At 65.5% G+C, this 12,559-nt stretch carries 11 protein-coding genes; 1 reads left to right on the top strand and 10 read right to left on the bottom strand.

Annotated features, from left to right (window positions below):
• Positions 1-7: 7 nt before the first annotated feature.
• The 4 genes from C5O79_RS31690 to secA all read right to left on the bottom strand — a co-directional run bounded on the left by C5O79_RS31690 (position 8) and on the right by secA (position 5,521).
• Positions 8-451 carry an NUDIX domain-containing protein gene (locus tag C5O79_RS31690; RefSeq protein WP_039353126.1) on the bottom strand — a complete coding sequence of 148 codons (444 nt, stop codon included), beginning with the start codon at positions 449-451 and terminating at the stop codon, positions 8-10.
• A complete protein-coding gene (locus C5O79_RS31685) occupies positions 448-1,317 on the bottom strand; it encodes an ATP-binding protein (protein ID WP_046544878.1) in 870 nt (289 codons plus the stop codon). The genes C5O79_RS31690 and C5O79_RS31685 overlap by 4 nt, the downstream gene beginning before the upstream one ends.
• Before the next feature lie 19 nt (positions 1,318-1,336).
• Positions 1,337-2,578: a bifunctional glutamate N-acetyltransferase/amino-acid acetyltransferase ArgJ gene (gene argJ / locus C5O79_RS31680; RefSeq protein ID WP_122473549.1), complete on the bottom strand. Its 1,242-nt coding sequence runs from the start codon at positions 2,576-2,578 to the stop codon at positions 1,337-1,339.
• A gap of 144 nt (positions 2,579-2,722) precedes the next feature.
• The gene (gene secA, locus C5O79_RS31675) at positions 2,723-5,521 is read right to left on the bottom strand and encodes a preprotein translocase subunit SecA (RefSeq protein ID WP_046544877.1); all 2,799 of its coding nucleotides are present in this window, start codon (positions 5,519-5,521) and stop codon (positions 2,723-2,725) included.
• 256 nt (positions 5,522-5,777) lie between these two features.
• Between secA and C5O79_RS31670 the strand changes: the two genes are divergently transcribed.
• Positions 5,778-6,254: a DUF721 domain-containing protein gene (locus tag C5O79_RS31670; RefSeq protein ID WP_039353137.1), complete on the top strand. Its 477-nt coding sequence runs from the start codon at positions 5,778-5,780 to the stop codon at positions 6,252-6,254.
• 88 nt (positions 6,255-6,342) lie between these two features.
• Here the strand turns inward: C5O79_RS31670 and lpxC are convergent, their stop codons facing one another.
• From lpxC to C5O79_RS31635, 6 genes are all read right to left on the bottom strand, one after another.
• A complete protein-coding gene (gene lpxC, locus C5O79_RS31665) occupies positions 6,343-7,260 on the bottom strand; it encodes a UDP-3-O-acyl-N-acetylglucosamine deacetylase (protein ID WP_011350845.1) in 918 nt (305 codons plus the stop codon).
• A gap of 240 nt (positions 7,261-7,500) precedes the next feature.
• Entirely contained in the window at positions 7,501-8,007 is a 507-nt protein-coding gene (locus tag C5O79_RS31660) for a peroxiredoxin (RefSeq protein ID WP_046544875.1), read from the bottom strand.
• 188 nt (positions 8,008-8,195) lie between these two features.
• The gene (gene ftsZ / locus C5O79_RS31655; protein ID WP_011350843.1) at positions 8,196-9,392 is read right to left on the bottom strand and encodes a cell division protein FtsZ; all 1,197 of its coding nucleotides are present in this window, start codon (positions 9,390-9,392) and stop codon (positions 8,196-8,198) included.
• Between the two features lie 193 nt (positions 9,393-9,585).
• Positions 9,586-10,818, bottom strand: coding sequence for a cell division protein FtsA (gene ftsA, locus C5O79_RS31645; protein ID WP_046544874.1), 1,233 nt, complete (start codon positions 10,816-10,818; stop codon positions 9,586-9,588).
• Between the two features lie 26 nt (positions 10,819-10,844).
• Positions 10,845-11,597 (bottom strand): cell division protein FtsQ/DivIB, encoded by a 753-nt coding sequence (locus C5O79_RS31640; protein ID WP_011350842.1) that lies wholly within the window; start codon positions 11,595-11,597, stop codon positions 10,845-10,847.
• Between the two features lie 19 nt (positions 11,598-11,616).
• Positions 11,617-12,558 carry a D-alanine--D-alanine ligase gene (locus C5O79_RS31635; RefSeq protein WP_039353151.1) on the bottom strand — a complete coding sequence of 314 codons (942 nt, stop codon included), beginning with the start codon at positions 12,556-12,558 and terminating at the stop codon, positions 11,617-11,619.
• Position 12,559 lies beyond the last annotated feature (1 nt).

Below are 12,559 nucleotides of genomic sequence, written 5' to 3'. Positions count from 1 at the left end.
CATGGCGTCAGTTCGACGCGGCTTCCTTCTCGAGCAGTTCGAGCACCGGCAGCGCGGCCGGCAACAGCGGCGCGACGGCGACCGGCAGTTGCTGCCACACGAACGCCTGCCCTTCCTTGCTGTGCGGCTCGCCCGTCCAGCCCGTCACCTTGCAGAAATACAGCCGCACGTACGCATGCGGATAATCGTGCTCGAGCGTGTGCCAGCGGTGGCTGGCGGTGACTTCGATGCCGAGCTCCTCGTGCAGTTCGCGCGCAAGCGCGTCCTCGACGCTTTCGCCGGCCTCCAGCTTGCCGCCCGGAAACTCCCAGTAGCCTTCATACGGCTTGCCTTGCAGGCGCTGCGCGAGCAGGTAGCTTCCGTCCGGCTGCACCATCACGCCGACCGCGACTTCCGTCACCTTGCGGCCGTCGGGCGCGCGCACCGCGCCTTGTGCGAGATCCGCGCTCATGCCTGCTCCTTGCGGCCCGACCAGTCACGCGCAAACTGCCACGCGACGCGCCCCGAGCGCGAACCGCGCTCGAGCGCCCACACGAGCGCGTCGCCGCGTGCGGATTCGATCTCCGCATCCGGACAGCCGAAATGACGCAGCCAATGCCCGACGATGTCGAGGTAGTCGTCCTGCTTGAACGGATAGAAGCTGACCCACAGGCCGAAGCGCTCCGACAGCGAGATCTTTTCCTCGACGACTTCGCCGGGGTGAATCTCGCCATCCGGAAGATGCTTGTACGACTCGTTGTCGCTCATGTACTCGGGTAGCAGATGGCGGCGGTTCGACGTCGCGTAGATCAGCACGTTGTCCGACTGCGCGGCGATCGAACCGTCGAGCGCGACCTTCAGCGCCTTGTAGCCCGACTCGCCCTCCTCGAACGACAGGTCGTCGCAGAACACGATGAAGCGCTCGGGACGCTGCGAGATCAGGTCGACGATGTCGCCGAGATCGTGCAGGTCGTCCTTGTCCACTTCGATCAGGCGCAGGCCGTCGTTCGCATATGCGTTCAGGCACGCCTTGATCAGCGACGATTTGCCGGTACCGCGCGCGCCGGTCAGCAGCACGTTGTTGGCCGGCTTCCGCTGCACGAACTGCCGCGTGTTCTGTTCGATCAGCCCTTTCTGGCGATCGATGTTGTGCAGATCGTCGAGCGCGATCGACGACACGGCGGGCACCGGCTGCAGATAGCCGCGCCCCTGGCGCTGGCGCCAGCGGAACGCGTGAGCGGCATTCCAGTCGACCGCTGCCGGCGCGGGCGGCAGCATCCCCTCGAGACGGCCGAGCAGCGCCTCGGCACGCGTCAGAAACTGTTCAAGCTTGTCCATGTCGTTCGAGCGCTCCCGGTCAGGAGCGGTAATCCGCGTTGATGCTCACGTAGTCGTGCGACAGGTCGCACGTCCAGATGGTGGCTTGCGCGTCGCCGCGGCCGAGCAGCACGCGGATCGTGATTTCGCTCTGCTTCATCACGCGCTGGCCGTCTTCTTCCTGGTAAGCCGGGTTGCGGCCGCCCGCCTTCGCGACGAGCACGTCGTCGAGATAAAGGTCGATCTTGTCGACGTCCAAATCCGCGACGCCTGCATAGCCGATCGCCGCGAGAATCCGGCCGAGGTTGGGGTCGGATGCGTAGAAGGCCGTCTTCACGAGCGGCGAATGGCCGATCGCGTAAGCGATCTGGCGGCATTCCGCGACACTCTTGCCGCCTTCGACCTGCACGGTCATGAATTTCGTCGCGCCTTCGCCGTCGCGCACGATCAGTTGCGACAGCACCTGCGCGACTTCCGTCACCGCATCGCGCAGCGCCGCATAGGCCGGCGAATCGGTCGACGTGATCGGCGGCAACGTGCTCTTGCCCGACGCGATCAGGATGAACGAGTCGTTCGTCGACGTATCGCCGTCGATCGTGATGCAGTTGAACGAGCGGTCGGCGACTTCCTTCACGAGCGTGTCGAGCACCGGCTGCGCGACGTTCGCGTCGAACGCGAGGAAGCCGAGCATCGTCGCCATGTTCGGCTTGATCATGCCCGCGCCCTTGCTGATGCCCGTCAGCGTGACCGCATGGCCGTCGATCGTCACCTGGCGCGACGTGGCCTTCGGCAGCGTGTCCGTCGTCATGATCGCCTGCGCGGCGTCGAACCAGTTCGCGGCCTTGCGATTCGCGAGCGCGGCCGGCAGGCCGGCCTTCAGGCGATCGATCGGCAGCGGCTCGAGGATCACGCCGGTCGAGAACGGCAGCACCTGCGCCGGCTCGATGCCCGCGAGGCGCGCGAGTTCCGTGCAGGTTTCACGTGCGTTCATGAGGCCCGGTTCGCCGGTACCCGCGTTCGCATTGCCCGTATTCACGACGAGCGCGCGAATGCCCGCGCCGCCCGCGCGCACCTTCGCCAGGTGCTCGCGGCAGACGGTGACCGGCGCGGCGCAGAAACGGTTTTCGGTGAACACGCCCGCGACCGTCGCGCCTTCGTCGACGGAGATGACCAGCACGTCCTTGCGATTCGGCTTGCGGATGTTCGCTTCCGCCCAGCCGAGCGTGACGCCGGCGACGGGATGCAGTTGGGCGGGATCGATCGACGGAAAATTGACAGCCATGGGGCACACCTGCCGGATGGAAAATGCCGGCATGCGCCGGCATCGATTGGAAGAACCAGCGGCCGCACGCGCAGGCCGCCGCAACTCACATCACTCACGCGAAGCTGCGAACGAAGCGGCACGCGCGATGCGCGCCGCCGTCGATCATGACAGCTTCCCGTGACATTGCTTGTACTTCTTGCCGCTACCGCACGGGCACGGGTCGTTGCGGCCGACCTTCGGCATTTCGCCGCCGGGGCCGCTGTGCGTCATCGCGCTGCCGACCATGTCGGCGGTTGCCGTGGCCGCCGCGGCAGCCGCGACGTTGGCCACCGGCGCACCGGCTTCCGCGTAATCGGCGTGCTGGTACTCGACGTTCTCGAGATGACCGCCACGCTCCTCGATCTGCTCGGCGGCCTCCTCGAGCTGTTCCGGCGACTGGATCTGCACGTTCATCACGACGCGCGTGACTTCCTGCTTGATCGCCTCGAGCATCGCGGCGAACAGTTCGAACGCTTCGCGCTTGTATTCCTGCTTCGGATTCTTCTGCGCATAGCCGCGCAGATGGATGCCCTGGCGCAGGTGGTCGAGCGCCGCGAGGTGCTCGCGCCACAGGCGGTCGACCGTCTGCAGCATCACCGAGCGCTCGAACGCGCTGAACGATTCGCGGCCAACCATTGCGACCTTCGCCTCGTACTGCTCATCGGCGGCCGTCATCACCGCGTCGAGGATTTCCTCGGCCGTGATCGACGAGGACTCGTTCACCATTTCCTGGATCGCGAGGTCGAGCTGCCAGTCGTTGCGCAGCGCTTCCTCGAGCTCGGGCACGTCCCACTGCTCTTCGATGCTGCCTTCCGGCACGAACTGGCGGACGACTTCGGTAACCACGCCATGACGCATCGCGGTGATCGTCTCGGTGATGTCGTGCGCTTCGAGCAGCTCGTTACGCTGCTGGTAGATCACCTTGCGCTGGTCGTTCGACACGTCGTCGTATTCGAGCAGTTGCTTGCGGATGTCGAAGTTACGCGCTTCGACCTTGCGCTGCGCGGACTCGATCGAGCGCGTGACGATGCCGGCCTCGATCGCCTCGCCTTCCGGCATCTTCAGGCGATCCATGATCGAGCGCACGCGGTCGCCCGCGAAAATGCGCAGCAGCGGATCGTCGAGCGACAGGTAGAAGCGCGATGAACCCGGATCGCCCTGGCGGCCCGCACGGCCGCGCAGCTGGTTGTCGATCCGGCGCGATTCGTGGCGCTCGGTGCCGATGATGTGCAGGCCGCCCGCGGCCTTCACCTGCTCGTGCAGCGTTTCCCACTCGTCGTGCAGCTTCTGGATGCGGCGCGCCTTTTCGTCGGCCGGAATTGCCTCGTCGGCCTCGATGAACGCAGCCTGCTTCTCGGCATTGCCGCCGAGCACGATGTCGGTACCGCGACCGGCCATGTTGGTTGCGATCGTGACGCGCTGCGGACGGCCGGCTTCCGCGACGATCGCCGCTTCACGCTCGTGCTGCTTCGCGTTCAGCACTTCGTGCGGCAGCCCGGCCTGCTTCAGCAGGTGCGACAGCAGTTCGGAGTTCTCGATCGACGTCGTGCCGACCAGCACCGGCTGGCCGCGCTCGTAGCAGTCGCGGATGTCGCGGATCACCGCGTCGTAGCGCTCCTTGGCCGTCTTGTAGATCTGGTCCTGCTTGTCGATCCGCTTCGGCGGGCGGTTGGTCGGGATCACGACCGTCTCGAGGCCGTAGATCTCGTTGAACTCGTACGCTTCGGTATCGGCGGTACCGGTCATGCCGGCCAGCTTCGCGTACATCCGGAAGTAGTTCTGGAACGTGATCGACGCGAGCGTCTGGTTCTCGCTCTGGATCTTCACGTGCTCCTTCGCCTCGACGGCCTGGTGCAGGCCGTCGGACCAGCGACGGCCGGCCATCAGGCGGCCCGTGAATTCGTCGACGATGACCACTTCGCCGTTCTGCACGACGTAGTGCTGATCCTTGTGGAACAGCGTGTGCGCGCGCAGCGCCGCGTACACGTGGTGCATCAGCGTGATGTTCTGCGGTGCGTACAGGCTCTCGCCCTCGCCGATCAGGCCCCATTCGGCGAGCAGGCGCTCGGCCTTCTCGTGGCCCGATTCCGTCAGGAACACCTGGCGCGCCTTCTCGTCGAGCGTGTAGTCGCCCGGCTTCTCGACGCCCGTGCCGTCGGCCTTCTCTTCGCCGATCTGGCGCTCGAGCAGCGGCGGCAGTGCGTTCATCCGCACGTACAGCTCGGTGTGATCCTCGGCCTGGCCCGAAATGATCAGCGGCGTACGCGCCTCGTCGATCAGGATCGAGTCCACTTCGTCGACGACCGCGAAATTCAGGGCCCGCTGCACGCGCGCGTCGGTCTCGTAGACCATGTTGTCGCGCAGGTAGTCGAAGCCGAATTCGTTGTTCGTGCCGTACGTGATGTCTGCCGCGTAAGCCTGCTGCTTCTGGTCGTGCTCCATGCCGGACAGGTTGATGCCGACCGACAGACCGAGGAAGTTGTAGAGGCGCGCCATCCATTCGGCGTCACGCTGCGCGAGGTAATCGTTGACGGTCACCACGTGCACGCCGCGGCCGGCCAGCGCATTCAGGTACACGGGCAGCGTCGCGACGAGCGTCTTGCCCTCGCCGGTGCGCATTTCCGCGATCTTGCCGTAGTGGAGCACCATGCCGCCGATCATCTGCACGTCGAAGTGCCGCATCTTCAGCACGCGACGGCTGGCCTCGCGACAGACCGCGAAGGCCTCGGGCAGCAGCTTGTCGAGCGACTCGCCGGCCGCGACCCGCTGGCGGAATTCGTCCGTCTTGCCGCGCAACTGGTCGTCCGTCAGCTTCTCGATCTGCGTTTCGAGCGCATTGATCGTCGTGACGGTCTTTTGGTATTGCTTGACGAGCCGCTGGTTGCGGCTGCCAAAAATTTTCTGGAGAAAACCGGTTGTCATCGGATCGGATCCTGCGTCGCAGCACCGGCGCCCGGCGCGTGTTGCGCGCCCCGGCGCCCGAGCCTCGGCGGCTTAGCGAATTAGTGGACTCAAACGAGGAATTTTAGCACGCGGGGAAGCGTGCGCCCGTGTCTCGGGCGGACGGGCACTGCGCGCCGACGGCCGGGCCAACGGGGCGAAAGCCGCCCGTGCACGGGCCCGCGCGGGTACAATCGGCGTCAACGTCCGCGCGCGTGCGCGCCCGAAGAATGTCTCGATGAACCGATTTTCCAAGCGTTTCGGCCCGCTCGCCCCATATCGCCCGCAACCCGTATCCGAAGTGCTCGGCCGCACCGACGCGTTCGCGGCGCTGCGCGCCGGCGTCGAACAGATCGCGTCGCTGCAGCGCGACCTTGCCGCGCTCCTGCCAGACTATCTTGCGAATCATGTCGAACCGGGCTTCATCAAGGACGGCACCCTGACCCTCTTTGCTGCGCACAACGCGTTGGCCGCTCGGCTGCGACAGGTCGAACCGCGGTTGCTCGGCGATCTGCAAAAACGGGGCTGGCCGGTCTCGACGCTGCGCGTACGCGTGCGCCCGAAGGATGCGCCGGAGCCGCCCCACGTGAAGCAGGCGCGGATGACGTCGGTCGGCGCGGCCGCGTTGCGCGACCTGGCCGATCATCTCGAACCGTCACCGCTGCAGGACGCGCTCGCGCGGATGGCGGCCCGGCATGGCGCGAAGCCGCGCTGACGGCGCGCACCGCCGGCAGCGCCAGGTGGCCCGGCCAACAAAAAAGCAGCCCGAAGGCTGCTTTTTTATTGCTTGCGCGGAACCCAGGTCAGGCGAAGGCCGTCTGCATGTCGAACGCGAAGCCCTTCGGTGCGGCTTGCGGATCGTCGAACGTGACGATCTCGTACGCATCTTCGTTCGCGAGCAATTCGCGCAGCAGCGCGTTGTTCAGGCCGTGGCCCGACTTGTACGCCGTGTACGACGCCAGCAACGGATGGCCGATCACGTACAGGTCGCCGATCGCGTCGAGCATCTTGTGCTTCACGAACTCGTCGTCGTAGCGCAGCCCGTCGTTGTTCAGGATGCGGTACTCGTCGAGCACGATCGCATTTTCCATGCTGCCGCCACGGGCGAGACCCATCTCGCGCAGCATCTCGGCTTCATGTGCGAAGCCGAACGTGCGTGCACGCGCGATCTCGCGCACATACGAGGTATTCGCGAAATCGACCTCGAGCTCCTGGCCGGTCTTGTCGACGGCCGGGTGACGGAAGTCGATCGAAAATTTCAGCTTGAAACCGAAGTACGGATCGAGACGCGCGAACTTGTCGCCATCACGGATTTCGACCGTCTTCTTCACCTTGACGAAGCGCTTCGGCGCGTTCTGCTCCTCGATCCCGGCAGACTGGATCAGGAACACGAAGGTCGCCGCGCTGCCGTCCATGATCGGGATTTCCTCGGCCGTCACGTCGACATAGAGGTTGTCGATACCGAGGCCGGCACATGCCGACATCAGGTGCTCGACGGTCGACACGCGCACGCCATCCTTCTGCAACACCGACGCGAGCCGCGTATCGCCGATCGACGTCGCCGCGGCGGGAATGTCGACGGGCGTGGGAAGGTCGACGCGCGAGAAGACGATGCCCGTGCCCGGCGCGGCAGGACGGAGCGTCAGCTCGATCTTGCGGCCCGAGTGGACACCGATACCCACGGTCTTCACGATGGATTTGATGGTGCGCTGCTTCAGCATGATGTTCTTCGTCGTGATTGAAGATATCAATCAGGAGTTATATTCGATAGGGCAGATTATAGCGTAATTCCCTATTCAGCGTTGTTTGAAACTGCGTATCAATCTGTTTCGACTGTTTACCCGCGCCGATACGGGACGGGCCGATGCCCGGAACGGAGGCGTTTCCGGTCATCAGCCCGTGTTACAACTGCCCTGAGGCCGGTGAGCAGCGTTGCCGGAAGGCAACGGCGCACCGCACGATCAGGACGTCAACGTCGCGAGAACACTCGCCGCATCGCTCACTTCGAATTTGCCCGGCGCCTCGACGGCCAGCGTCTTGACCACACCGCCGTCAATCACCATCGCGTAGCGCAGGGAACGAATTCCCATGCCACGCGCGGACAAATCCTGCGTCAGCCCCAGCGCATGAGTGAAAGCCGCGCTGCCGTCCGCCATCATGCGCACCTTGCCCGCGGTGTGCAGATCACGTCCCCATGCGCCCATCACGAATGCGTCGTTGACGGACACGCACCAGATCTCGTCGATGCCCGCCGCGCGCAATTGCCCGGCGTGTTCGACGTAGCCCGGCACATGCTGCGCCGAGCAGGTCGGCGTGAAAGCGCCCGGCAATCCGAAGATCACCACCCGCTTTCCCGCAACCTGATCGCGCACGCTGCAGGCGTTCGGCCCCAGCGTGCACCCTTCGCGCGCATCGTCGATGTACTCGAACAGTTGCGCGTCGGGCAGCGCGTCGCCCACTTGAATCATGGCTGGTCCCTCATAGCGATACGGTTTTTCAGCGTGTCGCGGACAGCACGGTCCATCCCGCCCCGCTTGTGCGGAGAGGGCACGTTTCCCGGCCCGGCGTCGCAGCCGACGCGGCCTGTCGTGGTCCGTAGCATCCGTCACGCCGGCGATACCGCGGCAGATTCGCCGCGGCTTCGCCTGTGTTTGCGTCAGTCAGCCTGCTTGCGCAGGAAAGCCGGGATGTCGTACGTGTCGACACCCTTCTCCTGCAGCGCCTGCACGTGCGATGCCGCGGTTTCGCGCGAATTGCGCCACACCGCCGGCGTATCGAGCGCACCGTAGTCTGCCGTGCTGACGTGATGCGTCGGAGCATAGCCGTGCGAAACCGCGCTGACCGGCTGGTTGTCCGTACCCGTGCGCAGCAGCGTCATCGGTGCCGACTGCTGCTTCTTCGCCGCACGGCCCAGACCCGTCGCCACGACCGTCACGCGCAGTGCATCGCCCATCGCGTCGTCGTACACCGCACCGAAGATCACCGTCGCATCTTCCGCGGCGTAGCTCTTGATCGTGTTCATCACTTCGCGCGTTTCCGACAGGCGCAGCGAACGGCTCGACGTGATGTTGACCAGCACGCCGCGCGCGCCCGACAGATCGACGCCTTCGAGCAGCGGGCTCGCCACGGCCTGTTCCGCCGCGAGGCGTGCGCGATCGACGCCGGCGACCGTCGCCGTGCCCATCATCGCCTTGCCCTGCTCGCCCATCACCGTCTTCACGTCTTCGAAGTCGACGTTCACGAGGCCATCGACATTGATGATTTCAGCGATGCCCGCGACCGCGTTGTTCAACACGTCGTCCGCGCACTGGAAGCACTTGTCCATCTCGGCGTCGTCGCCCATCACGTCGAACAGCTTGTCGTTCAGCACGACGATCAGCGAGTCGACGTGATCCTCCAGTTGCTGTGAACCGGCTTCAGCGACGCGCATGCGCTTGCCGCCTTCGAATTCGAACGGCTTGCTGACGACACCCACCGTCAGGATGCCCATCTCCTTCGCGATCTGCGCGACCACCGGCGCCGCGCCTGTACCCGTGCCACCACCCATGCCGGCCGTGATGAACACCATGTGCGCGCCGCGCAGTGCGTCGGCGATGCGCTCACGCGCTTCTTCCGCTGCCGCACGGCCCATTTCCGGCTTCGCACCGGCGCCCAGGCCCGTGTTGCCGAGCTGGATCACCGACGATGCGCGCGAACGCGACAGCGCCTGTGCATCCGTGTTCATCACGATGAAGTCGACGCCCTGCACGCCGCGGTTGATCATGTGCTGGACGGCATTGCCGCCAGCGCCGCCAACGCCGACCACCTTGATGATGGTGCCGTTGGTCTCGGTTTCCAGCATTTCGAATTCCATTGTTGCCTCCGTCAAGAGAATTACTGCTACTCGGCCGTTATTCGGCAGGAGATCGGGCAACCCCCTGTCGCGCGCCAGCCGCCGGCACCAGCGCGAATTTCGATTCGGTTCGTCCCCAAGAAAACGCCGGGCCGCCCCAGGTTTTCTTGGCCCCCTCGGGGGGCAGGCTCGGCGTGCCGAGCCGCGGGGGTACTCAAAAATTGCTCAGGAACCATTCCTTCATCCGCGAGAACACCTGCCCCGCGTTGCCGGACTGCACGGCGACCTTGCGGCCGCGTGTGCGCTGGGCACTGCCTTCGACGAGCAGCCCCATCGCCGTCGAGTAGCGCGGATTGCGCACGACGTCGGAAAGGCCGCCTGCATATTCCGGCGCGCCGATGCGCACCGGTTTCAGGAAAATGTCTTCGCCGAGCTCGACCATGCCCGGCATCATCGAAGCGCCGCCGGTAATGACCACGCCGGAGCTCAGGAGTTCTTCGTATCCCGACTCGCGCACGACCTGCTGCACGAGCGAGAACAGCTCCTCGACGCGCGGCTCGATCACGGCTGCCAGCGCCTGGCGCGACAGCGTGCGCGGGCCGCGTTCGCCGAGGCCAGGCACTTCCACCATTTCGTCCGGATCGGCGAGCGCCTGCTTCGCGATCCCGTAGCCGACCTTGATGTCTTCCGCATCCGGTGTCGGCGTGCGCAGCGCCATCGCGATGTCGCTCGTGATCTGGTCGCCGGCGATCGGAATCACCGCGGTGTGGCGGATCGCGCCTTCGGCGAAGATCGCGATATCCGTCGTGCCGCCACCGATGTCGACCAGCACCACGCCGAGATCCTTCTCGTCCTCCGTCAGCACGGCCAGCGACGACGCGAGCGGCTGCAGGATCAGGTCGTTCACTTCGAGCCCGCAGCGGCGCACGCACTTGACGATGTTCTGCGCGGCACTCACCGCGCCCGTCACGATGTGCACCTTCACTTCCAGCCGGATGCCGCTCATGCCGATCGGCTCGCGCACGTCTTCCTGGCCGTCGATGATGAATTCCTGCGTGAGGATGTGCAGCACCTGCTGGTCGGTCGGGATATTGATCGCCTTCGCGGTCTCGATCACGCGCGCGACGTCCGTCTGCGTGACTTCCTTGTCCTTGATCGCGACCATCCCGCTCGAGTTGAAGCTGCGGATGTGGCTGCCCGCGATCCCCGTGAACACGTTGGTGATCTTGCAGTCGGCCATCAGCTCGGCTTCCTCGAGCGCGCGCTGGATCGACTGCACGGTGGCCTCGATGTTGACCACCACACCTTTCTTCAGACCCTTCGACTCGCTCTGGCCGAGACCGATCACCTCATAGTGGCCTTCGCCCTTCAGCTCGGCGACGATGGCCACCACCTTCGACGTGCCGATGTCGAGGGAAACCAGCAGATCCTTGTAGTCTTTGCTCATAAAGTGCTCTTGCGTGTGATCTCTCGTTACTTCTTGCGCTTGTCGGTATCGGTCAGGAACCGCATGCCTGCCGCGCGAATCGCGAATCCGTTCGGATAGCGCAGGTCCGCGTACTCGATGTCGTTGCCCCAGCGCTCCGTGACGGCCGGCCATGCGGCGACCAGGCGCTGGCTCCGGTCATGCAGCGACTCGCTGTTGCGTTCCTTGCCCAGCTCGACCTGCATGCCGTTCGACAGCTTCACCGTCCACGCGTACCGCGCCGACAGCGTCACTTCTTCCGGCGCCGCCTTCAGCGGCGCAAACCATTTCCCGAAGTCGCGATACCGCGTGACGACTTCCTTCGCACTACCCTCCGGGCCGTCGAACGCCGGCAGTTCCTGCTCCAGCTCGCCCTGGTTCGCGGTGAACAGCTCGCCATCGACGCTCACGAGCTGGTCGCTGCCCCAGGTCCCGAGCGGTTTGTACTCCTCGAGCGTGACAGCCAGCGCATTCGGCCACACCCGGCGCACGCTCGCATGGCGCACCCAGGGCATCTGCTCGAACGCGGCGCGCGCGGCGTCGAGATCGACCGTGAAGAAATTGCCCTTCAGCCGGCCGACCACGCCCGCGCGCACCGTCGGTGAATTGATGTGCTCGGTGTCGCCGTCGATCCGGATTTCCCGCAGCGCGAACGTCGGGCGCTGGATCAGCCAGTAGCAACCGGCCGCCGCCAACACGAGCAGCAACAGCGCGTACAGCGCGCTGGCGGCAAGGTTGAGTTGGCGAACGTTGTTCCACATACGTCGTTCCGTTCCTGCGTCAGTCGTTGAGCGTGAGCGACAGCACCTTCACGACCAGCTCCGAATAGCTGATGCCGACCGCGCGCGCGGCCTTCGGCGGCAGCGAGTGGTCGGTCATCCCGGGGGCCGTGTTCACTTCCAGGAAATACGCATTGCCGGCCGCATCCAGCATGAAATCCGCGCGGCCCCAGTCGGTGCAGCCGAGCACGTCGAACGCCCGGCGCGCGACGCGCTTGAGCTCCGCCTCCTTGTCGGCGGGCAGCCCGCACGGAATCAGGTATTGCGTGTCGTCGGCGACGTACTTCGCGTGATAGTCGTAGAACTCGCCGGCCGGCACGATCTTGATCACCGGCAGGTCGAGATCGCCGGCGATGCAGGCGGTGTACTCGCCGCCGCCCTCGATGCTCTTCTCGACGATCACGATCGGGTCGTGCTTTGCGGCTTCCGCGAGCGCAGCGGGCAGCGCGTCGGCCGTCTTCACCTTCAGCACCGCCACGCTCGAGCCTTCGCTCGCCGGCTTCACGAACAGCGGCAGGCCGAGCTTCGCGACGATGTCCGTCGCGCGCGCCGCGAGGTCGTCGCCGCGCAGCACCGTCTCGAACGGCGGCGTCGGCACGCCCGTCTGCTGCCACACGAGCTTCGTGCGGAACTTGTCGAGGCCGAGCGCCGATCCGAGCACGCCGCTGCCCGTGTAGCGAATGCCGTAGAAATCGAGCGCGCCCTGGATCTGGCCGTTCTCGCCGTAGCCGCCGTGCAGTGCGTTGAACGCGCGCACGAACCCTTCGTCCTTCAGCGCCGACAGCGGGCGCTCGGCCGGGTCGAACGGGTGCGCGTCGATGCCCGCGTCGCGCAGGCCCTGCAGCACGAGCTTGCCCGACGTGAGCGACACCTCGCGCTCCGAGGACTCACCGCCGAACAACACCGCCACCTTGCCGAAACGTTTCGGATCAATCCCGCTCATG

Source organism: Burkholderia sp. SRS-25, from assembly GCF_004343765.1.
GTDB lineage: Bacteria > Pseudomonadota > Gammaproteobacteria > Burkholderiales > Burkholderiaceae > Burkholderia > Burkholderia contaminans.
Note: the sequence above shows the minus strand (reverse complement) of the source record. Positions and strands in the feature narration are given on the sequence as shown.

Excerpts from the sequence above, each read along its gene's own strand:
- C5O79_RS31690 (WP_039353126.1), bottom strand. The coding sequence starts at position 451 with ATGAGCGCGGATCTCGCACAAGGCGCGGTGCGCGCGCCCGACGGCCGC.
- C5O79_RS31685 (WP_046544878.1), bottom strand. The coding sequence starts at position 1,317 with ATGGACAAGCTTGAACAGTTTCTGACGCGTGCCGAGGCGCTGCTCGGC.
- argJ (WP_122473549.1), bottom strand. The coding sequence starts at position 2,578 with ATGGCTGTCAATTTTCCGTCGATCGATCCCGCCCAACTGCATCCCGTC.
- secA (WP_046544877.1), bottom strand. The coding sequence starts at position 5,521 with ATGACAACCGGTTTTCTCCAGAAAATTTTTGGCAGCCGCAACCAGCGG.
- C5O79_RS31670 (WP_039353137.1), top strand. The coding sequence starts at position 5,778 with ATGAACCGATTTTCCAAGCGTTTCGGCCCGCTCGCCCCATATCGCCCG.
- lpxC (WP_011350845.1), bottom strand. The coding sequence starts at position 7,260 with ATGCTGAAGCAGCGCACCATCAAATCCATCGTGAAGACCGTGGGTATC.
- C5O79_RS31660 (WP_046544875.1), bottom strand. The coding sequence starts at position 8,007 with ATGATTCAAGTGGGCGACGCGCTGCCCGACGCGCAACTGTTCGAGTAC.
- ftsZ (WP_011350843.1), bottom strand. The coding sequence starts at position 9,392 with ATGGAATTCGAAATGCTGGAAACCGAGACCAACGGCACCATCATCAAG.
- ftsA (WP_046544874.1), bottom strand. The coding sequence starts at position 10,818 with ATGAGCAAAGACTACAAGGATCTGCTGGTTTCCCTCGACATCGGCACG.
- C5O79_RS31640 (WP_011350842.1), bottom strand. The coding sequence starts at position 11,597 with ATGTGGAACAACGTTCGCCAACTCAACCTTGCCGCCAGCGCGCTGTAC.
- C5O79_RS31635 (WP_039353151.1), bottom strand. The coding sequence starts at position 12,558 with ATGAGCGGGATTGATCCGAAACGTTTCGGCAAGGTGGCGGTGTTGTTC.